The 23162-nt window shown below is 62.5% G+C and carries 19 protein-coding genes and 3 pseudogenes; 11 read left to right on the top strand and 11 right to left on the bottom strand.

The features are described from left to right. Positions 1–142: 142 nt before the first annotated feature. The 3 genes from CAF77_RS09020 (at position 143) to CAF77_RS09010 (ending at position 4189) form a co-directional block, all read left to right on the top strand. Positions 143–643, top strand: a complete 501-nt coding sequence (locus tag CAF77_RS09020; protein WP_039770278.1) for a sigma-70 family RNA polymerase sigma factor — start codon at positions 143–145, stop codon at positions 641–643. A gap of 40 nt (positions 644–683) precedes the next feature. Continuing rightward, entirely contained in the window at positions 684–1667 is a 984-nt protein-coding gene (locus CAF77_RS09015; RefSeq protein WP_064380923.1) for a FecR family protein, read from the top strand. Between the two features lie 98 nt (positions 1668–1765). After that, complete coding sequence (locus tag CAF77_RS09010) at positions 1766–4189, top strand: TonB-dependent receptor (protein WP_064380921.1); 2424 nt, start codon at positions 1766–1768, stop codon at positions 4187–4189. Positions 4190–4322: 133 nt separating this feature from the next. Here the strand turns inward: CAF77_RS09010 and CAF77_RS09005 are convergent, their stop codons facing one another. Further along, positions 4323–5474, bottom strand: coding sequence for an MFS transporter (locus tag CAF77_RS09005; RefSeq protein WP_064380919.1), 1152 nt, complete (start codon positions 5472–5474; stop codon positions 4323–4325). A gap of 136 nt (positions 5475–5610) precedes the next feature. Between CAF77_RS09005 and CAF77_RS09000 the strand changes: the two genes are divergently transcribed. Continuing rightward, positions 5611–6603: a diaminopimelate epimerase gene (locus tag CAF77_RS09000; protein WP_064384080.1), complete on the top strand. Its 993-nt coding sequence runs from the start codon at positions 5611–5613 to the stop codon at positions 6601–6603. Positions 6604–6610: 7 nt separating this feature from the next. Here CAF77_RS09000 and CAF77_RS08995 read toward each other — a convergent pair whose 3' ends face one another. From CAF77_RS08995 to CAF77_RS08970, 7 genes and pseudogenes are all read right to left on the bottom strand, one after another. After that, the gene (locus CAF77_RS08995; protein ID WP_064380916.1) at positions 6611–8182 is read right to left on the bottom strand and encodes a glucan 1,4-alpha-maltotetraohydrolase domain-containing protein; all 1572 of its coding nucleotides are present in this window, start codon (positions 8180–8182) and stop codon (positions 6611–6613) included. Between the two features lie 136 nt (positions 8183–8318). Next, complete coding sequence (locus CAF77_RS08990; protein WP_064380914.1) at positions 8319–8975, bottom strand: carboxymuconolactone decarboxylase family protein; 657 nt, start codon at positions 8973–8975, stop codon at positions 8319–8321. Positions 8976–9088: 113 nt separating this feature from the next. After that, on the bottom strand, positions 9089–10324 hold the full coding sequence (gene codA / locus CAF77_RS08985; RefSeq protein ID WP_064380913.1) for a cytosine deaminase: 1236 nt from the start codon (positions 10322–10324) through the stop codon (positions 9089–9091). Positions 10325–10337: 13 nt separating this feature from the next. Then, positions 10338–11609 (bottom strand): cytosine permease, encoded by a 1272-nt coding sequence (gene codB / locus CAF77_RS08980; protein WP_011335109.1) that lies wholly within the window; start codon positions 11607–11609, stop codon positions 10338–10340. Between the two features lie 195 nt (positions 11610–11804). Next, positions 11805–11939 (bottom strand): annotated as a pseudogene (locus tag CAF77_RS28920) (alpha/beta hydrolase); the annotation flags it as partial. A gap of 85 nt (positions 11940–12024) precedes the next feature. After that, positions 12025–12381: a 6-carboxytetrahydropterin synthase QueD gene (queD, locus tag CAF77_RS08975; RefSeq protein WP_007955941.1), complete on the bottom strand. Its 357-nt coding sequence runs from the start codon at positions 12379–12381 to the stop codon at positions 12025–12027. Positions 12382–12467: 86 nt separating this feature from the next. Then, positions 12468–13547: a patatin-like phospholipase family protein gene (locus CAF77_RS08970; RefSeq protein WP_085654314.1), complete on the bottom strand. Its 1080-nt coding sequence runs from the start codon at positions 13545–13547 to the stop codon at positions 12468–12470. A 146-nt stretch (positions 13548–13693) separates the two neighbouring features. On the opposite strand from CAF77_RS08970, the gene CAF77_RS08965 reads away from it, so the two are divergent. From CAF77_RS08965 to CAF77_RS08950, 4 genes are read left to right on the top strand one after another with little or no spacing between them, the layout of a single operon-like run. Then, positions 13694–14002, top strand: coding sequence for a PepSY domain-containing protein (locus CAF77_RS08965; protein ID WP_011335107.1), 309 nt, complete (start codon positions 13694–13696; stop codon positions 14000–14002). Then, positions 14002–14313: a PepSY domain-containing protein gene (locus CAF77_RS08960; RefSeq protein ID WP_011335106.1), complete on the top strand. Its 312-nt coding sequence runs from the start codon at positions 14002–14004 to the stop codon at positions 14311–14313. The genes CAF77_RS08965 and CAF77_RS08960 overlap by 1 nt, the downstream gene beginning before the upstream one ends. 3 nt (positions 14314–14316) lie before the next feature. Further along, positions 14317–14985 (top strand): response regulator transcription factor, encoded by a 669-nt coding sequence (locus CAF77_RS08955; protein ID WP_011335105.1) that lies wholly within the window; start codon positions 14317–14319, stop codon positions 14983–14985. Then, positions 14982–16295, top strand: a complete 1314-nt coding sequence (locus CAF77_RS08950; protein ID WP_085654313.1) for a sensor histidine kinase — start codon at positions 14982–14984, stop codon at positions 16293–16295. The genes CAF77_RS08955 and CAF77_RS08950 overlap by 4 nt, the downstream gene beginning before the upstream one ends. Before the next feature lie 66 nt (positions 16296–16361). Here the strand turns inward: CAF77_RS08950 and CAF77_RS29680 are convergent, their stop codons facing one another. Together CAF77_RS29680 and CAF77_RS29675 are read right to left on the bottom strand one after the other, a co-directional pair. Next, a complete protein-coding gene (locus CAF77_RS29680; RefSeq protein ID WP_371915537.1) occupies positions 16362–17117 on the bottom strand; it encodes a methyl-accepting chemotaxis protein in 756 nt (251 codons plus the stop codon). 102 nt (positions 17118–17219) lie between these two features. Then, positions 17220–17366: pseudogene (locus tag CAF77_RS29675) on the bottom strand (HAMP domain-containing protein); the annotation flags it as partial. Positions 17367–18823: 1457 nt separating this feature from the next. Between CAF77_RS29675 and CAF77_RS08940 the strand changes: the two are divergent. The 3 genes and pseudogenes from CAF77_RS08940 (at position 18824) to CAF77_RS29665 (ending at position 22031) form a co-directional block, all read left to right on the top strand. Next, positions 18824–20140, top strand: a complete 1317-nt coding sequence (locus CAF77_RS08940; RefSeq protein ID WP_064380903.1) for a Na+/H+ antiporter family protein — start codon at positions 18824–18826, stop codon at positions 20138–20140. 208 nt (positions 20141–20348) lie between these two features. Next, positions 20349–21125, top strand: a pseudogene (locus tag CAF77_RS29670) (cache domain-containing protein); the annotation flags it as partial. A gap of 84 nt (positions 21126–21209) precedes the next feature. Further along, entirely contained in the window at positions 21210–22031 is an 822-nt protein-coding gene (locus tag CAF77_RS29665; protein WP_371855536.1) for a methyl-accepting chemotaxis protein, read from the top strand. Positions 22032–22168: 137 nt separating this feature from the next. On the opposite strand, the gene CAF77_RS08930 is transcribed toward CAF77_RS29665, so the two are convergent. Then, the gene (locus tag CAF77_RS08930) at positions 22169–23104 is read right to left on the bottom strand and encodes a LysR family transcriptional regulator (RefSeq protein ID WP_064380899.1); all 936 of its coding nucleotides are present in this window, start codon (positions 23102–23104) and stop codon (positions 22169–22171) included. Positions 23105–23162 lie beyond the last annotated feature (58 nt).

The raw sequence follows: 23162 nt of genomic DNA, 5'->3' as shown, positions 1-23162 counted from the left end.
TGCCCACGCAAGGCAGGGATTGCCGCGAATTAGAGCGCCGAAGGGATAGAGGAAAACAGCTTCGTCGGCACACCCGAGGAATCCATTGCTTCGCCTTAATAGGAAGCATTACTATTCACGCCCCTTTCTTCAGCACGCCGCAATGATCCCCATGCTGCCCCGCAGACCCGGCTTTCTTGAGCATTACGAAGAGTTGATCGGCACCTGGACCCGTCGCCTGCGCAATCGCTCGCAGGCCGAGGATCTGGCGCACGACACCTTTGTGCGGGTGCTCGAATCCGATTCGTCGGCGGTACAGCAACCCCGGGCGTATTTGCACCAGACCGCGCGCAATATCGCGGTGGACGGCTATCGGCGTGAGGACCGGCGGGGCGCCATGGAGTCGGAGGCGATCGATCTCAGTGAGGCGCCGACCGGCGACCCGGAGCATTACATGCATGCGATCCAGCTGGCCGATTCCATCGAACGCGCGCTCACGGAGCTTCCGGTCAACTGCCGACGGATTTTCGTCTGGCAGAAGATCGAAGGCCTGACCCAGGCGGAAATCGCCGAGCGCCTGGGCCTGTCCAGGAACATGGTGGAAAAGTATATGATCCGCACCCTGCGGCATCTGCGTGATCGCCTGGACGGGGCGCAATCATGAGCCGCGGCGTCTTTTCACCCCCAGCCAAACAGGACATTCCATGACGGATACTCGTGATTGCGCGTGCGGGCAAACAACGGTGCGCGATGACGCGGCAGGCTGGTTTGTGCGTTTGCAGGAGCCGACCGTCAGCGTCGACGAACAGCAGCGCTTCGACGCGTGGCTGAACGAACATCCGCAGCACCGTGACGAATTCCAGTTGCTGCAAGGCTTGTGGACGGCGGCGGATCTGCTGCCGGCGCCACGGCTTAAAGCTTTGTGCGAAACCCCGCCGACGCGGCGCGAACGCCGTCCGTTGTTGCGTTATGCCGTGGCGGCCAGCGTAGTCGCGGTGGCGCTCGGGCTCGGGCTGTTCAGCGGTTTGAATCACCCGCAAGGTTACAGCGCCGAATTCGCCACCGCGCTGGGCGAGCGCAAGCATGTGGCGCTGCCGGACGGTTCGGTGATCGACCTCAACAGCCGCAGCCGTTTGCAGGTACGTTTCGAAAAGGATCGGCGTCTCATCGAGCTGACCGAAGGCGAAGCGATGTTCAGCGTCGAGCACGACACGTCCCGCCCGTTCGTGGTCGAGGCCGGCAGCGGCAAGGTCACGGTCACCGGCACCCGTTTCGATGTGCGGCGCGACGTGACCCAGACTCGGGTCGCGGTGGAGCAGGGCACTGTCAAGGTGCAGGGCCGGGATGCGGCCGATGCCGATTTCATCAGTCTCACTGCCGGCCTTGGCACGCGGGTCGATGCCCAGGGCAAAGTGGCGCCAGCCTACGCGGTCAACCCGGTGGAACTGACGGCCTGGCGCAGCGGCAAACTGGTGTTCAACAACGCCAGCCTCAGCGAAGTTGCCGAGGAAGTGTCGCGTTATCGCGACAAGCCGCTGAAAGTCGCCAACCCGGCCGTGGCCAATTTGCGCCTGACCAGCGTGTTCAAATCCGACAACACCGATGCCTTGCTCAAGGCCTTGCCGAGCATCCTTCCGGTGGCCGTGCGCACCCTTGCCGACGGCAGCCAGGAAATAATTTCAAAATAAAATTCAGGTTTTTTTCGAGTTCGTCGTCTTCCTGTTCAACTGCAACTGGTTTGCATTAACAGCCGCACACTCTTGCGATCCACAGGACTCCGTTCGACGTGAAAAACTCCACCGCCAACAACAAAAAATCTCCTTGGTTACCGCTGGCGCTTGCGCTGGCGGTCAACGCCGCCGTGCCGATGGCTTTTGCCGCCGAAGCCATTCACATCCGCGCACAGCCGCTGGGCCAGGCCCTGAGCGAACTGGGTCAGCAAACGTCATTGCAGGTGTTTTTCAGCCCGGACCTGGTCGCCGGCAAACAGGCGCCAGCGGTGGACGGTAACCTTTCTCCGGAGCAGGCCCTGCGCCAATTGCTGCAAGGCAGCGGCCTGGATTATCAGATCAATGAAGGCTCGGTGACTTTGTCACCGGCCCCGACTTCCGCTGCCAGCGGCCCGCTGGAACTGGGCGTGACCGACATCAAGGTGGTCGGCGACTGGCTCGGCGACGCCGACGCCGCCGTGGTGCAGAACCACCCCGGCGCGCGCACGGTGATCCGCCGTGAAGCGATGGTCGAGCAGGGCGCGATGAACGTCGGCGACGTGCTGCGCCGCGTGCCGGGTGTGCAGGTGCAGGAAGCCAACGGCACCGGCGGCAGCGACATATCGCTGAACGTCGGCGTGCGGGGTTTGACGTCGCGCCTGTCGCCACGCTCCACGGTGTTGATCGACGGCGTGCCGGCCGCGTTTGCGCCGTACGGCCAGCCACAACTGTCGATGGCGCCGATTTCTTCCGGCAACCTCGACAGCATCGACGTGGTCCGTGGTGCCGGCTCCGTGCGTTACGGGCCGCAGAACGTCGGCGGTGTCATCAACTTCGTGACCCGCGCGATCCCGGAAAAAACCACCGGTGAAATCGGCACCACCCTGGAAACCTCGCAGCATGGTGGCTGGAAACACATCGACACCGCGTTCCTCGGCGGTACCGCCGACAACGGCATCGGCATGGCGCTGTTGTATTCGGGCGTCAACGGCAACGGTTACCGCGAGCGCAACAACGGCAACGACATCGACGACGTGATCCTCAAGACCCATTGGGCGCCGACCGATCAGGACGATTTCAGCCTCAACTTTCACTACTACGACGCCAGCGCGGACATGCCCGGCGGCCTGACGCAGAAGCAGTACGACGACAAACCGTTCCAGTCCGACCGCGACTACGACGGCTTCAGCGGCCGCCGCAAGGACGTGTCGTTCAAGTGGATCCGGCAGATCGACGAGCGTACCCAGGCGGAAGTGCTGACCTACTATTCCGACAGCTTTCGCGGCAGCACCATCGCCGCTCGCGATCAGAAAACCCTCAGCTCGTTTCCGCGCTCCTATTACACGCTGGGCATCGAGCCGCGCGTTTCGCGTGTGTTCGACGTCGGCCCGACCACTCAGGAAGTCAGCGTCGGTTACCGTTATTTGAAAGAGGCGATGCACGAGCAGTCGAGCCGTCTGGCGCTGGTCAACAATGTGCCAGTGGTCACCCAGACCTCCGACGGTCATGTGTTCCAGGACCGCACCGGTGGCACCGAGGCCAACTCGGTGTACATCGACAACAAGATCGACGTCGGCAACTGGACCGTGACTCCGGGCATTCGCTTCGAACACATCAGCACCGACTGGCATGATCGCGCCGTGCTCGACACCGCCGGCAAACGCGTGCCGGAAAAAAACCGCAGCATCGAAAGCAACGAGCCGCTGCCGGCCCTGAGCGTGATGTATCACCTGTCCGATGCGTGGAAGCTGTTCGCCAACTACGAGACCTCGTTCGGCAGCCTGCAGTACTTCCAGCTCGGCCAGGGCGGCTCGGGTGACCAGACCGCCAATGGTCTGGAGCCGGAGAAAGCCAAGACCTACGAAATCGGCACGCGCTACAGCGATGACGTGTGGGGCGGGGAAGTGACGCTGTTCTACATCGACTTCGATGACGAACTGCAATACATCAGCAACGACGTGGGCTGGACCAACCTCGGCGCGACCAAGCACCAGGGTATCGAAGCGTCGGTGCACTACGACATGGCGGCGCTTGACCCGCGCCTTGATGGCCTGACCGCCAACGCCGGTTTCACTTACACCCGCGCGACCTACGAAGGCGAGATTCCGGGCTTCAAGGGCCGCGACCTGCCGTTCTACTCGCGTCAGGTGGCGACCGTCGGCCTGCGTTACGACATCAACCGCTGGACCTACAACATCGACGGCTTCGCCCAGTCCAAACAGCGCTCGCCGGGCACCGGCGTGAATGCTGATGGCAGCTTCAATGGCAATTACATCACCGAAGGCACGGCGGACGGGCAGTACGGCGACATTCCGGGCTACGTGACCTGGAACGTGCGCGGCGGCTATGACTTCGGTCCGCAGCTGTCGAACCTGAAGCTCGGCGCCGGGGTGAAGAACATCTTCGACAAGCAGTACTTCACCCGCTCCAGCGACAACAACTCGGGGATCTACGTGGGCACGCCGCGGACGTTCTTCGTGCAGGCCAGCGTAGGCTTCTGATCTGCACTGATGGTTCCTCCGTCGAACCGTCTGCGTGGGAACACCTCCGCGTCCGCTTTTCTTGGGACGCGGAGCGTCCCTGGCTGCGTTCCCACGCAGAGCGTGGGAACGATCTGAACACATCAGATCAGGCTCAGACCTTCAGAGCTTTCCCGCCAATCGCCACCGCTACCAGCAACGTCGCCATCAACCCGAAGGCAAAACTCAGGCTGCTGGCGTGGGCGACAAAGCCGATCACCGCCGGCCCCGCCAGAATCCCCGCATACCCCAACGTAGTGATTGCCGGCACCGCGATGCTTTCCGGCATCACCGTCTGCTTGCCCACCGCGGTGTACAGCACTGGCACGATGTTCGAACAGCCAGCACCGACCAGCGCATAACCGAGCAGCGCGGCTTGCCAGCTCGGGGCGAAGGTCGCCAGAAACAGTCCCGCCGCCGCCAGCAGACCGCCAAACAGAATGATCCGGGTTGCGCCCAATGCCCGGACAATCCGGTCACCGGTCAAACGACCGGCCGTCATGGTCAATGCGAACGCTGCGTAACCCAATCCCGCATAGGCCGTGTCGATTCCGCGCTCCTGCGCCAGGAACACCGCGCTCCAGTCCAGCGCTGCGCCTTCAGTGAGGAACACGATGAAGCACATGCCGCCGATGAACAGCACAATCCCGTGGGGCACCGCGAACGCCGGGCCGGTGCTTTCACTGCCGTAAGGCAACATGTGCGGCACCGCCTTGAACAGCGCGGCGATCAACACCACGACCACCACCAGCATCGCCGCCAATGGCGACAGCCCGAGACCGAGCAGGGCGCTCACGCCCGCTGCACCGACGATCCCGCCGAGGCTGAACAGGCCGTGGAACCCCGACATCATGTTCTTGCCGCTGGCCCGCTCGACGATCACCGCTTGCAGGTTCACCGTCGAATCCACCGTACCGAGCCCGGCGCCGAACATGAACAACGTGGCGATCAGCGCCGGAATCGACGACACCGTCGCCAGCAACGGCAATGCCGCGCAGATCAGCAGCGTGCCGCCGGTGGCCACCTTCCGACAGCCGAACCGGGTGGCCAGAATCCCCGCCAGCGGCATTGCCAGAATCGAACCGACGCCCAGGCACAGCAACAGCAACCCCAGCGTCCCTTCATCGAGCCCGGCGCGCGCCTTGGCGTAGGGCACCAGCGGCGCCCACGCGGCGATGCCGAGCCCGGCGATGAAGAAGGCGATGCGCGTGGACATCTGTTCGAGGCGTCCGGGAACGAACGTGTCTTGAGGGGTGAGGCTGGTCATAACGATCCTTGGCAAAAAACGTTTCAGCAGCGGACATCCTTGCACAGCTCTTTCGATGGAGCGAGCCCGCTCGCGTCTGCAGGGCGTTGCGATTTACAGTGGCGTCCCTGTCGACGGGAAAAACAAGGGCGGGTTCATGACGCAGTTCTACGATGCACGGGGCAATATCTACGGGGTCGTTTCGCCTCGGGCGCTACGCGATGCCGGTATCGACTTACCGACCAGCGCCGCGCAATGCGCGTCGTCGCGCCAGACGTGGAGTACCGCAGCCATCGCGCAGTGTTGCGATTGGCCCGACGGTCAACGTCCCGTCGGCAGCAAATCCCATCGCAGCGATGGCCTGTTGATCGGCCCGTTTCAATCCGCGCCCCCCTTCGACCTGCTGATCGTCAACACCGACGGCACGCTGGCCGAGCGCAGCGGCAACGGCCTGACGATTTTCTCCCGGGCGCTGCTTGAACAAGGGCTGATGCCGGAGGAGGGGGCGACGCTGCGGGTGCATCACGACAAACAGGATGCGCCATCACCCGTGCCGACCTCGGTCAAACCAGCGCAGGTGGCGGGCGTGCACGGCTTTTGGCTGGACCTCGGCCAGCCCGGTTTCGGCCCGGTGGCCGTCGGTGCGCTTGGGGTTGAACCGGTGCCGTTCAACGGCGTGGAGGTCAACCGTGTTCGGCCGTTGGCGCAACTCGATCCCGCCTGGGCGCACAGCCAGTTTGTGCGGATCGGTAATCCACATTGCGTGACGCTGGTGCAGGATGAAGCCGCACTGCCGAGCAACGCGCAGATGCTTGAACCGCCGCTGGCGGACAGTCTGACCGCTATCGCCTATGCCATGCCCACCGGCGCCGGCCAGCCGTGCCCGGCCGGGGTCAACCTGCAATGGGCGACGCGCGCCGGGGATCAGCGCATTGTGGCGCGGGTGTTCGAACGGGGCGAGGGACCGACCGCTTCCTCAGGCACCAGCGCCAGCGCGGTGGCGAGCGCTGCATGGCGAGTGGGTTGGGTGTCGGCGGGAGAGGTGCAAGTGGTGATGCCGGGCGGTACGGCGCCGATTTTGCTGGAGGAGCGCGATGACGAGTTGGCCGGCGTGCGCCTGTTCGGCACTGCAATGCGAAATGAAACATAGCTGAGGGTCAGAAGCGCCCGACCGTGTCGCTCACGGCTCCGCTGGTGAATACGTTGTTCGCACCCGCCTGCCAGTACACCGCTGCCGGAGTCTGGCCACGGACGATGCATTTCCACTCCAGTCTTTGCTGGCCCGGCACCTCGACCGTTGCGCTCCAGCGGTTATTGTTCAGCGTCAGCGCAATTGCATGTTGTGGATCCCACGCGCCGAACTCCAGCGACGATCCGACGGCATAGACGCGTTCACCGGATTGTGGATTGGCATTGTCGCAGTGGACGTTGACGTTGAGTGCAGCCGGTTCGACCGCTGTGCTCCAGATCCGGATATCGCCGTTGTCCCAGCTCAAGGTCGGCGTGCCCATGCCCTGCGGCAACTGTTGCAGATCGGATTTCAGCGCAATCACCAACGTCCCGCTCATCCCCGAGGTGGTAGCAACCAAGCCCGAATAGGCGGTGTTGAAGCGAATCGGCGAATCGGCGCGGATACCAGCGCCCTTGCGCAGTTTGATCAATTGCCGGATCAGTTGATCGCGCTGCCAGTCATACATGTGCGGCCAGTACACGGTCGGCGTGCCGGGACTGCTGAGGATGTAGGCGTAAGCCAGATTGACCAGTGGATCGGGCAACGCCCAGTGATGTTGGCCACCATAGGCCCCAGGCGAATAACCGGTGTCATGATTGTCGACGAAGGTCACTGCGATTGCTCTCCAGGCAGGATCCGGATTGCCATTCAAGCCGTGGCGCCACTCGGCGAGCGAGCCATTTTGCATACGCTCCTTGAGGGCAAAATCAAACACAGTACAGTGCGAGCGATCCGACCAGTCTTTGAGCACATCCTGCCAGCTCGCATTGTGTCGCCAGTCGCCCGGCGGATATTCGTTGGGGCCTTTCCAGTTCTCGCCGACGCAGAATTTCAGGTTGCCGAAGGCGTTCATCCAGCGATCCACGGTTTCCGGTGCGTAGCCTCGGACGAAGTCAAAGCGCAGGCCTTGAGCACCGTAGTTGTCGCGCAGATTGATGAATTCTTTTTTGAAGGTGTCGAAGACTCGCGCACTGGCGGTGTTCAGATCCGCTGAGCCATCCATGAATGCATCACCTTCGTCACATTGCGCGCAGTCTTGCCGCCACTCGTTGCTCCCTCTCGGGAACATCGAATAGACCGCTTTATCGTTCATGTGATTGGGCACCACGTCGTAGACGACTTTCACCCCCGCGTTGTTGAGCGCCAGCACCGCTTGTTTGAGTTGCTGATCACTGCCGTAACGACTGTTCTTGTCGAAGCTGCTCCAGAAGTAGCCTTCGCCACCACCTGAGGTCTGGGCCTGGCTGTCGATCCAGCTTGAGCTGTCCGTCCAGGCTGGCGGTAACCAGGCAAGGGTAAATCCGTCTTTGCCAATTGTTGGCGCCTGTTGCGCCAGCACTGAATACCAGGGCGTTTGGTTGCGGCTGGAATTCCAGTGAAAAACTTGCAGCAGAATCTCTGTGCCGCTGCCGTTGCGAACGCCGGCCATCGCCGCTGTCGCCGTGGCGATGGCCAGACAGACAGCGAAAATGAGGCGAATGGGTGAAGTCCCTTTCATGATCGTCCCCCCGGGAACGATGGATCCCTTGGGACTTACTGTGGGCCTGCGCGCAGCGCTTGTCGCCTGTCAGATCTGACAGGTCGACGCTATCCTTTTGCGATAAAACCGACCCGATCCATAACCATGAAACCGTTCATTGGGCCTTGAACAGCTTTATGGCGACAACAGTGTTATCGACCACCGTCACGTACAGCAGGGCTTTGGGTTGCGTCTCGGGGCTTTGAAAACACTCGACGATTACAGCCTGCGCTGTGCAGGCTTGCAGCGCCAAACGGTCTGCCTGACGTAACTGGCGTTTCACTGCGGCACTCAGCGGAATCGGTGGATGGCCCGCGCGAACGTCTGCGCAAAATCTCGAAGTGACTTCTCTCGGGGTGGGGGGCGGTGGTGATTCAAGGCCCGCGTCTGCAAACAGATGATTGAGTTGCTCCGCCGCACTGACCGCTCGGGGGAAACCGGCGAAGGCCGAAGCCTGCAGCAGTATTTCAGTCAATTCACCCGGTGCGAGGCCCGATGCCAGGCCGGTTTTGAGGTGCACGCTCAGCGGTGGCCCGAACATGCCCGAGGCGACAATGGCGGCAAGGGACACCGCTTCGCGCAATCGCGGATCAAGACCAGGCCGCGAGTGTAAATGTCCGTACACCACGCCGACGGCCAGTTGGCCCAATGCGGGAACGGTATGGAACAGGGCGTCGAGTCTGGCCCCGCCATCGGGTACGAGTTCGACAAACGTATGGCGGCCCTCCTGGTAAAGCGTGGCCATGGGATCGGAAGTGGTCTTTTGATTCATGTCGCGTCCTCACGGATCAATGAGGATGGCAGCGGGGCAACAGCGCGCGAACTACGGCATGACAGGCGTCCATCGGAAGCAGTCGGCGCCGTTGCGGCGCCGACTTCTACACCTTAGACGAATTCCACCACCGGCATCTGTCGCTTCATCAGCACATTGCCGTTGCGGATCGAATACAGCGGCAGGCCCTGGCTGCGGATCACTTCGTAATCGCTGTCCGCCGACAGGATCAGCAGGTTCGCCGGTCGGCCCTGTTCCAGACCGTAGCGCTCACCGAGGTGCATGGCCTTGGCGCTGTTGTCGGTGACCAGATCCAGCGCGCTTTGCAGGTTGCGGTAACCGAGCATGTGGCAGATGTGCAGGCCGGCTTCGAGGACCCGCAGGATGTTGCCGTTGCCCAGCGGATACCACGGATCGACGATCGAATCCTGACCAAAGCAGACGTTCATGCCCGCTTCGAGCAGTTCGTTGACGCGGGTCACGCCGCGGCGTTTCGGGAAGTTGTCGAAGCGCCCTTGCAGGTGAATGCTTTCGGTCGGGCAGGAGACAAAACTGATCCCCGAATGGCCGAGCAGGCGGAACAGTTTGGCGCAGTAGGCGTTGTCGTAGGAGCCCATCGCAGTGGTGTGGCTGGCGGTTACGAGGGCGCCCATGTCGCGGCTGCGGGCCTCTTCGGCCAGCACTTCGAGGAAGCGCGAATGCGGGTCGTCGGTTTCGTCGCAGTGCACGTCCACCAGGCAGCCGGTGCGCTCGGCCAGATCCATCAGGAACTTCACCGAGCTGACGCCCTGGTCGCGGGTGTACTCGAAATGCGGAATCCCGCCGACCACATCCGCGCCCATACGGATCGCTTCTTCCATCAGCTCGCGGCCATTGCGGAACGACTCGATGCCTTCCTGAGGGAACGCGACGATTTGCAGGTCGATCAGGTGACGGCTTTCCTCGCGCACTTCGAGCATCGCCTTGAGCGCGGTGAGTTGCGGGTCGGTGACGTCGACGTGGGTGCGCACATGCTGGATGCCGTGGGCGGCGAGGGTCTGAATGGTTTTCTTCGCCCGGGTTTTGGTGTCTTCCTGGGTGATGGTGACCTTGCGCTCGCCCCAGCACTCGATGCCTTCGAACAGCGTGCCGCTCATGTTCCAGCGCGGCTCGCCAGCGGTGAGGGTGGCGTCGAGGTGAATGTGCGGCTCGACGAAGGGCGGCACCACCAGGTTGCCGCCGGCGTCGAGGTCGTCGGGGCCCAGGGTCGGCGCTTCGGTCTGGCGCGCGATGCTGCGGATCAGGCCGTCTTCGAGGTGCAATTCGTGCAGACCTTCCTGGTTGCGCAGTCGGGCGTTGATGATGTGCATCGGGCGAATCCTTTTATAGATCTTGTAGAGGGGCGGCCGCGTTGCGGGCGCCGAGCAGACCGGTCACTGCGATATACGTTAACGCGGCAACGGCGATCCCCACCAGCGGCGCGACCCACGGCGAGCCGAACGCGGCGACGGTTCCGGCCGCGTAAGCCGCGAGCCCCGGCCAGTTGAACGCCGGTAACCGTGCGTCGGCCAGACGCGGATAACGCCCGCGCCAGCGGAAGAAAAAGTCCGCCATGATCACGCCGCCAATCGGTGGGATGACCGTGCCGAGCAGGATCAGATAAGGCACCAGCATGTCGTACATGCCCAGCAACGCGAGCGCCGTGCCGATCACGGCGCCGGCCAGGGTCACGGTCTTGCGGCGCCCGGTGCGCAGCAGGTTGCAGCCGGCGACAGCGAAGTTGTAGATGGTGTTGTCCTGGGTGCTCCAGATGTTCAGCAACAGCATCGCCATCGCCGCCATGGCAAAGCCCTGCAACAGCAGCACTTCGACCACGTCGGGCTGTTGGTAGACGATTGCGCCATAGGCGCCGATCAGCACCATCAGGCCGTTGCCGATGAAAAAACCGATCAGGCTGGCCAGCACCGCGACCCGCGCCGAACGGGAAAAACGCGTCCAGTTGGTGGCCTGGGTCGCGCCGCTGACGAAGGTGCCGAACACCAGTGTGATGGCGGTCGACCAGTCCAGCGAACCCGTCGGTACGACGCTGAGCAAACCGTCGAGGCCGCCGACTTTCACGGTCGCGACCCACATCGACAGCATCAGCAGCAACATCATCGCCGGCACCGCGATGTACGACAGAATCTCCAGCCCGCGATAACCGACATACGCCGTGGCGCAGAACACCAGGCCGAACAGCACCATCAGCCCCAGCACCGTGGCTTCGTTCAGGTCGAAATACTTGCCGAGCACCACCGCCGCCGTCGCGGTGCCCCAGGCGTACCAGCCGATCTGGGTGAACCCGAGGATCAGGTCGCTGAGCTTGCTGCCGACTTCACCAAAACAGAAGCGCCCCATCAGCACCGAATTCAGCCCGCTTTTGAAGGCGATGTAACCCAGGCCTGCGGCGTACACGCCGAGCAGCAGATTGCCAATGACGATGACGGCGAGCATCTCACCGAAGTTGAACGCCACGCCGAGCTTGCCGCCGGCAAACATGGTCGCGGTGAAAAAGGTGAAGCCCAGCAGCACCATCGCCGTGGAGGCCAGGCCTTTGCGCGCGTGCATCGGCACTTCACTGAGGGGGTAATCGTTGCCGGGATCGTTTTGCGTCATGGGGGCGTTCCTTGCTGGAAAGGGGAGGACGCGAAGAGGTTGCAGCGGTCGTGCCAAACGCAATGTTGCGGGTATTTATAGACGAGACCCGGATGATCGGCGCGAAAGCAGTGCATCGGGCGCCGTACCGAACCATGTGGGAGCAGAGCTGTTGCCACGGGGGGACGGGATTGATCAGAGGAACTGCAGCAGCGCCGCGATGCGGTGCCACACGTAAGACGAGAAGGGCGTGCCGTACACGTATACCAGAGGCGGGCCGTCGCCGCGCACGCCGTGGCGAATCCGTCGCCCGTTGAAATCAAAGACCTGATCCAGCAGCCAGTCCGTCATGGGCCTGTCCTCTTGGCGGGTTCGAGCCAAAAAGCATAGGCGTAAAAAAACCACCGGTCTCGGTGGTTTTTTTGTGTCGCGGGATTCACTCGCCGCGATAGATGCAACCGCTGGTGCAGGTCTCGTGGATGCGGATCGCACTGAGTTCCGGCAGCAGGGGCTTCAATTCATTCCAGATGAATTTGGCCAGCACTTCGCTGGTCGGGTTTTCGAGGCCCGGAATGTCGTTGAGGTAGTTGTGGTCGAGACGCTCGTACAGCGGCTTGAAAATCGCCTTGATCTCGGAGAAATCACGGATCCAGCCGGTGTGCGGATCGAGGTCGCCGCTCAGGTGAATCGCCACTTTGAACGAGTGACCGTGCAGGCGTCCGCACTTGTGGCCGTCCGGTACGTGGGGCAGGCGGTGGGCGGATTCGAACGTAAATTCCTTGAAGATTTCCACAGTGATTTCAGCTCTGTTCAGATGGCGTTCGCCGCAGCGAATTCGGGCAGGCGGCGAGTTTACCAGCTTGTCTTCGGCTGTGCTGACTAAAGGGTCAGCAAGCGCTCGGCGAGGCGACCATTGGCAGTCAGTTCAAGGAACTCATCACCCAATCGGCGACTTTCGTCCATCGCCGCGCGCCAGTATTTCTGTCGGCTCGGCGCATCGCCCATGAAGCGTTTGAAGTCGTTACGGTCGGGGAGTTTGCCGTAGGGCAGGCGCGCCAGGTATTCCTTGGATGGCGCCAGCAACAGCACGTCCTGCAAACGCTCGACCGAAGCTTTGCGCCACGGCAGGGTCTTGTCGAACCAGCCCGGAATCACCCGGTCGGTGAAGTGCGGATACAGCACGATACCGTCGCCGCTGTAGGGCAGGTCGAGGTGATAGTCCAGCAGACCGCCGTCGCGGAAGGTGCCGGCACCGGCGCCCGGCAGGTCGCGCACGCCTTCCATGACCATCGGGATCGAACCGGACGCCAGCAGCGCCTGACGCAGGTTGCCGGCATCGAGGGCGACGAAGCGCGACGGGAAGTCGTGCAGCGCATGCACCGGCGGCGCCAGGCGCGGGTCGTGGATGATCAGCCGTTCGAAGTGCCGCGACAGCCGCGCGCGGCCCCGCAGGTTGTCGGCGATCACCGAGCCCAGCGCCAGCCCGAGCCGGCCGCGATGGTCGTCCGCCAGCCCTCCGTGGCTTTTGACCACCATGATGTTCAAGCGGTAATGGGCGTTGGTCAAAAGGCTGGCATCGCGTCCGTCGAGCAGGTCGTCGAGCATGCGTCGCGAGCTGCGGCTGACCTCGGCAATGGTCACGCCTTTGTTGAAGTTCTGCTCGGTGTACAGATGACCGAGGCGGCGGATGCCTTCGGCGGCGTCCGGCAGACAAGCGCTGGCGAAGCGCCAGGAGCCCACCGACGCACCGATCAGCGAACGCTCGCGTGGCGCCGCCGGCAACCATTCGCCGAACAACGCCAGATCCAGCCCCTGAATCCCCAGCGCCTTCGGCCCACCGGCAGCGCCGGGCAGGGTGCCGACGTCGGCGGCGTTCAGGCCTTGGGCACGAATGCGCGCCATGGCCCGGGGGCCGGCCTTGAGGGTGAGGGCAGGAAACTTGATGTGGATGGCGGTCATACCGGTCTCGATCGTTAGCAAGCGAAAGATTATAAGCACATGTTGCCGTGACTGCAGGAGCAGGCCCAATGATGGCCATTCAGTTTCAGTTAAGTTCGCACCGTTAAGGTGCCGCCCGTAGCAATACATAAAAATACGGAGACACCATGAAAACCCTGACTGCCCTGACCCTCGCCTCGATCATCGGCCTCGCCGCCAGCACCGTTCACGCCCGCGATCTCGGCCCGGATGAAGCCCTGCGTCTGCGCGACGCTGGTACTATCGTCTCCTTCGAGAAGCTCAACGCCACCGCGCTGGCCAAACACCCGGGTTCAACGATCACCGACACCGAGCTGGAAGAGCAGTACGGCAAGTACATCTACCAGATCGAACTGCGTGATCCGCAGGGCCTGGAATGGGATCTGGAACTGGACGCGGTGAGCGGGCAAGTGCTCAAGGATCATCAGGATACGTAATGAAGGTGAATGTTCGCGCCACCCGCTGTACAGCATTGGCGCTGGTGATGTTTTGCTCGACGGCCATGGCTCGCGACCTGGGTCCCGACGAAGCCCTCAATCTGCGCAAGCAGGGCGTGATCCTGCCGCTGGAGCAGGTATTGCAGCAGGCGATGGACCGTTATCCCGGCGCGAAACTGCTGGAAGTCGAGCTGGAAGAAAAACACGACGTCTACATTTATGAAGTCGAGTTGCTGACCGTCGAAGGCGTGGCCCGTGAGCTGCATCTGAAGGCCGACACCGGCGAACTCGTGAAAGACAAGGAAGATTGACCGATGCGCTTGCTTCTGGTGGAAGACCACGTACCGCTGGCCGACGAACTGCTCGCCGGCCTGCAACGTCAGGGCTACGCGGTGGACTGGCTGGCGGACGGGCGCGATGCGGTCTATCAGGGCAGCAGCGAGCCCTACGACCTGATCGTCCTCGACCTCGGTTTGCCCGGCGTGCCAGGGCTTGAGGTGCTGGCGCAATGGCGCGCCGGCGGTCTGACGATTCCGGTGCTGATCCTCACCGCCCGCGATTCCTGGGCCGAGCGTATCGAAGGTCTGAAGGCCGGCGCCGATGATTACCTGACCAAACCCTTTCACCCGGAAGAACTGTATTTGCGCATTCAGTCGCTGCTGCGCCGCTCCAAGGGCCAGGCCAACCAGCCGACGCTCAAGGCCGCCGGGCTGCACCTGGACGAGGGCCGCCAGTGTGTCGTGCGCGACGGTGCCGACATTCAGCTGACCGCCGCCGAATTCCGTCTGTTGCGCTACTTCATGTTGCACCCGGAACAGATCCTCTCCAAAAGCCATCTCGCCGAACACCTCTACGACGGTGAGACCGAACGCGACTCCAACGTGCTGGAAGTCCACGTCAATCACCTGCGGCGCAAGCTCGGCAAGAGCGTCATCGAAACCCGTCGTGGTCAGGGTTATCTGTTTGGCGGACAGGCTTCGTGAGATCGATCCAGCGCCGCTTGAGTCTGGGGTTGATCAGCGTGCTGGTGGTCGTCGGCGTACTGCTGGCGCAAACCAGTCTGTGGTTGTTCGAAGTGGGGTTGCAGCGCTATCTCGAAGCCGGGTTGCGTAACGACAGCGAGAGCCTGTTGGTGGCGCTGGTTCGCGGGCCACAGGGTTTGCAGCTGGATGAGCGGCACTTGTCGCCGGCCTATCAGCGGCCGTTTTCCGGGCATTACTTCCGCATCGATTTCGCCGACAGCCATTGGCGATCCCGCTCGCTGTGGGATCAGGATCTGCCGTTGCTCGAACGCTCCGGTCTGCACAGCAACCTGCAACTGGGGCCGGACGGTCAGCAACTGCTGGTGTTGCGCTCGGACTATCGACGGCTCGGTCAGTCGATTTCCATCAGCGTGGCCCAGGATTACACGCCGGTGCGCGAGAGTTTCCAGCGCATGCGCCAGATCGGCCTTGGCCTCGGGCTGGCCGGGTTGCTGCTGATTCTGTTGTTGCAACGTCTGACCGTTCGCCGCGCCTTGCGGCCGCTGGAAAAGGCCCGCGAGCAGATCGCCCAGTTGCAGCAGGGCCAGCGTTCACAACTCGATGAACAAGTGCCGGCGGAACTGGAGCCGCTGGTGGCGCAGATCAACCACTTGCTGGCGCACACCGAAGACAGCCTCAAGCGCTCGCGCAATGCGCTGGGCAATCTCGGGCATGCGCTGAAAACCCCTTTGGCAGTGCTGCTCAGTCTGGCGTCGAGTGAAAGGCTCGATGCACACCCGGAGCTGCGCAAGATTCTCAAGGAACAACTGGAGCAGGTTCAGCAACGGCTGAACCGTGAGCTCAATCGTGCGCGGCTCTCTGGCGATGCGTTGCCGGGAGCACTGTTTGATTGCGACGCAGAACTGCCGGGGCTGCTGTCGACGTTGAACATGATCCACGGCGAACATCTGGAGCTGAGTTATGTGGCGCCGCCGGGCCTGCAATTGCCGTGGGATCGTGAGGACCTGCTGGAACTGCTCGGCAACCTGCTGGACAACGCTTGCAAGTGGGCGGATGCCGAGGTGCGGCTGAGCGTGGTCGAGACGGCGGAAGGCTTTGTGCTGAGCGTGGAAGATGACGGGCCGGGGATTCCCGAATTGCAGCGTGCTCAGGTGTTCAGTCGTGGTACGCGACTGGACGAGCAGACCGACGGGCATGGCTTGGGCCTGGGGATTGTGCGCGACATCGTCGACACCTGGGGTGGGTTGCTGGTGTTGGGTGAGAGTGAGTGGGGCGGTTTGAAGGTGGTGATCGAATTGCCTAAACGCTGATTTCCGTCATTCCACAAACCTGTGGGAGCAGCCAGGCGGGCTCCCACAGGGACTTTGCGATGAACCCTAGACCCGAAACTGATCCATCAAGCTCTGCTGCTGATTCGCCAGGCTATTGAGCGACTGACTCACTCGCGCCGATTCATTCGCCTGCCCCGACAGCGATTCCGTCACATCACGAATCGTCGCCACGTTGTTGTTGATCTCTTCGGCCACCGCGCTCTGTTCTTCGGCAGCGCTGGCAATCTGCAGATTCATGTCGCTGATCACCGTCACCGCATCGCCGATCTGGCGCAGCGCGGTCACGGCCTGACCGACCTGTTCAACGCTACCCTGAGCCTGGCGATGGCTGTTGCCCATCGAGCCGACCACGTTCTGGGTGCCGTTCTGCAGTTGCTCGATCACCTGGCGGGTTTCTTCCACCGACTCTTGAGTGCGGCGGGCGAGGTTGCGCACTTCGTCGGCGACCACCGCAAAACCACGTCCGGCTTCACCGGCACGGGCGGCTTCAATGGCGGCGTTCAGGGCCAGCAGGTTGGTCTGCTCGGCGATGGCGCGAATGGTTTCCAGCACGGTGCCGATCTTCTCGCTGTTGGCGGCCAGGCCTTCGACTTGCACCATCGCCGCGCTCATGTCGGCGGCGAGGGTGTCGATGCTGGCGGTGGTGCGGTCGATCACGGTCAGGCCCTGACGGGTGGCGCGGTCGGCATCCTTGGCCGCTTCGGCGGCTTGCGCAGCGCTGCGGGCCACGTCCTGGGCAGTGGCGCTCATTTCGTGGGACGCGGTGGCGACCTGATCGACCTGACGGTATTGCTGCTCCATGCCGGCGCTGGTCTGGGTGGCGATCGCGGAAGACTGATCGGCAGTGTTGCGCGCGTCCTGCACCGAGCGTTTCACCTCGGCGATGATCGGTTGCAGCTTGTCGAGAAAGCGGTTGAACCAGCCGGCCAACTGGCCAAGCTCGTCCTTCTTGTCATAGGCCAGACGCCGGGTCAGGTCGCCTTCGCCGCTGGCGATGTCTTCCAGCATGTGGGCCACGCCGAGGATCGGTTTGGTCACGCTGCGCGCCATCAGCCACACCAGCAACAGGCCGATCAGCGCCGCGAGTACGCCCAGGCTCAGTTCGATCAGGGTACCCGACGTGTTGCTGGCATCCAGTTGTTGCTTGAGCGCTTCGGCGCGCTCCACCAGCACTTTTTCCGGCACATCAAGCAGCACGCCCCACGACGGGCCGCCGGGAATCGGCTGGAACGGCGACAGCACTTTCAGTTGCGCGTTGCTGTGCAGGCTGCTGACGGTTTGGTTCGAGGCGAGCAGACGCAGCAGTTCGGCGCCGCTGGTGGTGTCCACGGCATCCAGGCGCTGGCTGAGTTTATTGGCGTCCGGGCTGTAACCGGCGAGCAGGCCGGCGGGGCTGACGATGCTCACGGCGGTCTGGCCGTCGTAGAGCTTTTTGCTGGCGTTCTGGCTGATCGCTTGCAGGCTGTTGAGGTTGATGTCCACCGACAGCGAGGCGATGACTTTGCCGTTGACCATCAATGGGAACACGATGCTGGTCATCAGCACCTTTTGCCCGTCGATCACATAGAAGTAGGGTTCGATCACGCATGGCTTGAGCGTGGTGCGCGGGCAGGTGAACCATGCGTTGGCGGCCTGGCCGCTGGGGCCGGTGCTGGTGTCGGTCATGTCGCTTTCCGGCAGGGCCATCGAGGTCACCTTGCCCGGGGTCGGCTGCGACCAGTACAGGGCGAAGCGGCCCTTGTCGTTGCTGCCCAGTTCAGCTTGGCCGGCAAACAGCTCGTCCTTGCCGTCCAGCGCGTTGGCCTCGAACACCAGCGACAGACCGAGCAGATCCGGATTGGCTTGCAAGGCCGATTTCACCTGACGGGTCATGTCTTCGCGCAGGTCGAAGGCATCGAGGAAGCGCTTCTCGGCCTGTTCGCGCAGGAACAGCACCTGACGCGAGAAACCGTGGCCATATTGATAGGCGTCCATGAATTGCTGGCGAATGCCCGCCGCCTGGACTTCGCCCTGGGATTCGATGCGGGCCTGGGCCGATTCGGTGAGCATTTCCATGCTCGAAGCTTTCACCAGTTCGGAACTGTGCTCCATGCGATACAGCGAAAGACCCACCAACAGGGTCACGATACCGGCCAGGCAGAGCCCGGCGAGCAGGGTGATTTTCCATTGGATGGAAAGTTGTCTGAGTGACATGGAAACGTCCTTATTCGATAAATATCTGAGACTTTGCACTGTAACGGCCGCGTTCCGGCTTTCTTTATGGCGTAAATGCAATAGGGCGAATTGACGCATGTTGTGGCGGATATGCCCTGTTCAGCGGATTGATCATGGAAAGTTACACAGTGTTGCGACCCGTCGCTTTGACACTGCGCCCGCGCTGCGGCACAGTGCGCGCCCTTCTAATAAGACCCTCTATGCAGATCCGCTGGCGACCTTCGTGGCTTGTCGGCCGGACTCATTCTGTCTGGCGGTGAATGGCTTCACCGTCGTGTTTTCGAGGTAGTGAAATGAATGCAGTGATTGCTGCGGTCGGCGTCATGCTGATCCTCAGCCTGTCCCGGGTGCATGTGGTGATCGCGTTGATCGTCGGTGCGCTGGTCGGTGGCCTGACCGGTGGTCTGGGCATCGACGCCACGCTCAAGGCCTTCAACAGTGGCCTGGGTGGCGGGGCGACGGTGGCGTTGTCCTACGCGTTGCTCGGCGCTTTCGCCGTGGCGATTGCCAAGTCCGGCCTGGCCCACGCGCTGGCCGACAAGGCCCTGGCGATGGTCGATCGTCAGCATGCGACCGGTGGCGGCAGCGTCAAATGGCTGCTGATCGGCCTGCTGTGGGTGGTGGCGATCGCTTCGCAGAACATCCTGCCGATTCACATTGCGTTCATTCCGCTGCTGGTGCCGCCGCTTCTCTATGTACTGACCAAGCTGCAACTGGACCGACGCCTGATCGCCTGCGTCATGACCTTCGGCCTGATCACGCCGTATATGTTCCTGCCGGTGGGCTTCGGCAATATTTTCCTCAACGAGATCCTGCTGGCCAACGTTGCCCGCAGTGGCGTGGACATCAGCGGGATCAACGTCACCCATGCCATGGGCATTCCGGCGCTGGGCATGCTGGTGGGGCTGGGCATCGCCTTTATCAGTTATCGCAAGAAGCGCGTCTACGACCTGGGGAAAATCGAGCAGGTCGAGCAGGTGGCGGTGCAGTACAACCCGCGAAGCCTGTTGATCGCCGGTGTCGCCATTGCCGCAGCCTTCATTATTCAGTTGCTGCTGGATTCGATGATTATCGGGGCGCTGGCCGGTTTCCTGATCTTCTCGGCGTCGGGCATCGTCAAATGGCGCGAGACGGATGACCTGTTCACCGAAGGCATGAAGATGATGGCGATGATCGGCTTCATCATGATCGCCGCTTCCGGATTCGCCGAAGTGATGAAGGCCACTGGCGAGGTGCAGACTTTGGTCGAGTCTTCGGCGTCGTGGATCAATCACAGCAAGGGCATCGGTGCGTTGCTGATGCTGCTGGTCGGGCTTCTGGTGACCATGGGCATCGGCTCGTCGTTTTCCACGGTGCCGATTCTGGCGGCGATTTTCGTGCCGCTTTGCGTGCAACTGGGCTTCAGCCCGATTGCCATTGTCTGCATCGTCGGCACGGCCGGTGCCTTGGGCGATGCCGGTTCGCCCGCATCGGACTCGACCCTCGGCCCGACCTCCGGTCTGAACATCGACGGCCAGCACCATCACATCTGGGACACTGTGGTCCCGACCTTCCTGCACTACAACCTGCCGCTGCTGGCGTTTGGCTGGGTGGCCGCGATGGTCCTCTGACGTGATCGTTCCCATGCTCTGCGTGGGAACGCCTCTTGTGACGCTCTGCGTCACGCTTTGGGACGCGGAGCGTCCCGGGCTGCATTCCCACGCAGAGCGTGGGAACGATCGGCGTCGAGGTGTCGATCTCAAGCCGCAGCTCAACTTTTGGTTTCGCGTGCCGTTAAATCCTTTAACCACGCCAATAAAACCAAAAGAGTGAGCCCCCATGCGCCTGAGTCTCAAGGCTAAAGTCCTGTCCCTTGCCGTCCTTCCGGTTTTGCTCTTTGCGCTGGTGATCAGCCTGACCACGCTGTTCATCCTCCAGGAACAGGCGCGCAATGAAGTCCAGCAGACCCGCGAACGCCTGCTCGGCGACGCCAAGGCCACCCTGGCCAGCTACGTCGCCGTGGCCATGACTACCATCAAACCGTTGTACGACGCTGCCGCTCCCGGTGACGCCGAGGCGCGGGCGCAGGTGATCAAGCTGCTGTCGAGCATCAAGTACGGCAAGGACGGCTACTTCTTCGGCTACGACTCCGAGACCGTGCGCCTGTTCAAGGCCAACGATCCCGAAGGCGTGGGCAAAAGCTTCAAGGACAACCGCGACCCGAACGGCGTCTACGTCAACCGCGACCTGGTGAAAGTCGCGAAGGACGGCACTCACTACCTGCAATACAGCTCGCCGCTGCCGGGCAACGCGCAAGTGCTGGTGCCGAAACTCGGTTACACCGAATACCTGGCGAAGTGGGACATGGCGGTCGGTACTTCGGTCAACCTTGATGGCATCGAAGCGCAAGTGGCGGTGGTCGAGGCCAAGGTGCAGGAACGCATGCAGGGCGTGGTGCTGAGCATCGTCGGCGTGGCGGTGGTGGTGCTGCTGGTGATCGCGGCGGCGGGGATGCTGCTGGCCAACACCATCCTGCGACCGCTGACCCTGATGAAAGCCAACCTCGATGACATCGCGGCGGGCGAGGGCGACCTGACCCGGCGTCTGACCATCACCAGCCAGGACGAACTCGGCGAACTGGCCGGCTCGTTCAACCGTTTCGTCGACAAGATCCATGGTCTTGTGCGGCAGATCACCGAAATGACTTCGCAACTGACCGGTTTGGTGACGCAGGTGTCGGATCAGGCCCAGCGCTCCGATCAGGCCATGGAGCGTCAGCGCCACGAAACCGATCAGGTCGCCACGGCGATCAACGAAATGTCCGCCGCCGCTCAGGAAGTCGCCAAGAGCGCGCAGAACGCCGCCGTCGCCGCGCAGCAGACCGACGAAGAAGGCCAGACCGCCAAGCGTGTGGTGGCTGGCAGCATCAAGCAGATTCATGCGCTGGTGGACGACATCCGCAGCAGCGGTGTGTCCCTCGACAGCCTGCAGCAGGACGTGTCGTCGATTGTCGGCGTGCTCGGGGTGATTCGCTCGATCGCCGAACAGACCAACCTGCTGGCACTCAACGCCGCCATCGAAGCCGCTCGGGCCGGCGAGGCCGGGCGCGGGTTTGCGGTGGTGGCGGATGAAGTGCGGGCGCTGGCTTCGCGCACGCAGATCAGCACTCAGGAAATTCAGGGGATGATCGATCGCTTGCAGGCGGGGACGCAGTCGGCGGTTGAAGCGATGCGCCGTTCCAGCGAGGCGGGTGATGGTACTTCGGCGCAGGCCAATCAGGCGGGGGCGTCGCTGGATGCGATGGCGGATCTGATTGCGACCATCAACTCGATGAACGCGCAGATTGCCAGTGCCGCTGAAGAGCAGACGGCGGTGGCGGAAGAGATCAACCGCAGCGTGCACCAGATTGCGGTGGCGGTGGATAACGTGGCGGATGAGACACAGTTGGGGGCGCAGACCTCGCGCAGTCTGGCTGATTTGGGGCAGCGGCTGGGCAAGCTGGTCGGCCAGTTCCGTATCTGAAGCTACCTTGGTCCAGACACAAAACCCTGTGGGAGCTGGCTTGCCGGCGATGGCGGCAAGTCAGTCAATATCAATGCCGGATTGCCGGCCTCATCGCTGGCAAGCCAGCTCCCACAGGGGGTGTGGTGCTTGAGTATTTAGGGGCTGTCCCAATACGGCACCTCTCCAAAACACTCAATAAAGAAATCAATCACCGTCCGCACCTTCACCGACAACCGCCGGCTCCCCGGCCACAGCACCGCAATCTGCTGCGGCTCGACACTGTTCGACACCTGATAATCCTTCAGCACCGGCACCAGCGTGCCCTCACGCACCGCCTCACCGATCAGCCATGACGGAAACATCACCAGCCCCAGCCCTTGCACAGCGGCTTGAGTCAACGTGTCCGCGTGGTTACCGGTGATCGGGCCCTTGACTGCATACGGCGTCCACTCGCCCTGATCCTGACGGAAGAACCAGCGTTGCAAGCCGGCCGCGCCCTTGTAGGCCAGGCACTGGTGGCGGGCGAGGTCTTCGGGATGCCGGGGCGCGCCGAAACGCTTGATATACGCCGGGCTGGCCGCGACCTGAAAGCGGTGCGGCGCGAGGATCCGCGCCTGCATGCTCGAGTCGTGCAGCGGGCCGATGCGAAACAGCAGATCGGCACCTTCCTGCAGCGGATCGATGTAGTGGTCGGTCTGCTGGATATCCAGTTGCAGCTTCGGATAACGCTCGCACAAACGGCCCAGCCATGGCGTCAGGTGGCGCTGGCCGAACACCACCGGGGCGTTGATCCGCACCAGACCGGTCGGTTCGCTTTGCTGTTCCTGCAACGCCTGTTCGGCTTCCTCCAGTTGTACCAGCACCAGCCGCGCGTGGTGGCCGAGCATGCGCCCGGCCTCGGTCGGCGTGACTGCGCGGGTGTGGCGGTAGAGCAACTGCTGGTTCAGCGCCTGTTCCATCAACTGGATCTGCCGGGAAATCGAGGAGGGCGCCACGCCCTCGCGGCGGGCGACTTCGGAAAAGCTGCCGTGGTCGAGCACCGCCACAAACAGCCTGAGCGCCTTGAATCCCAGTTCGTTGAGCCCGTGCATCGTTTGTCCTGTTGTGCGAGTTGCGCAAAAGTGTTGTCCGGATGCTCCCATTTATCGC

The sequence above is a fragment of the Pseudomonas sp. R15(2017) genome (assembly GCF_002112685.1).
GTDB classification, from domain to species: Bacteria; Pseudomonadota; Gammaproteobacteria; order Pseudomonadales; family Pseudomonadaceae; genus Aquipseudomonas; species Aquipseudomonas glycinae.
This window is presented reverse-complemented; position numbering and strand designations above follow the sequence as displayed.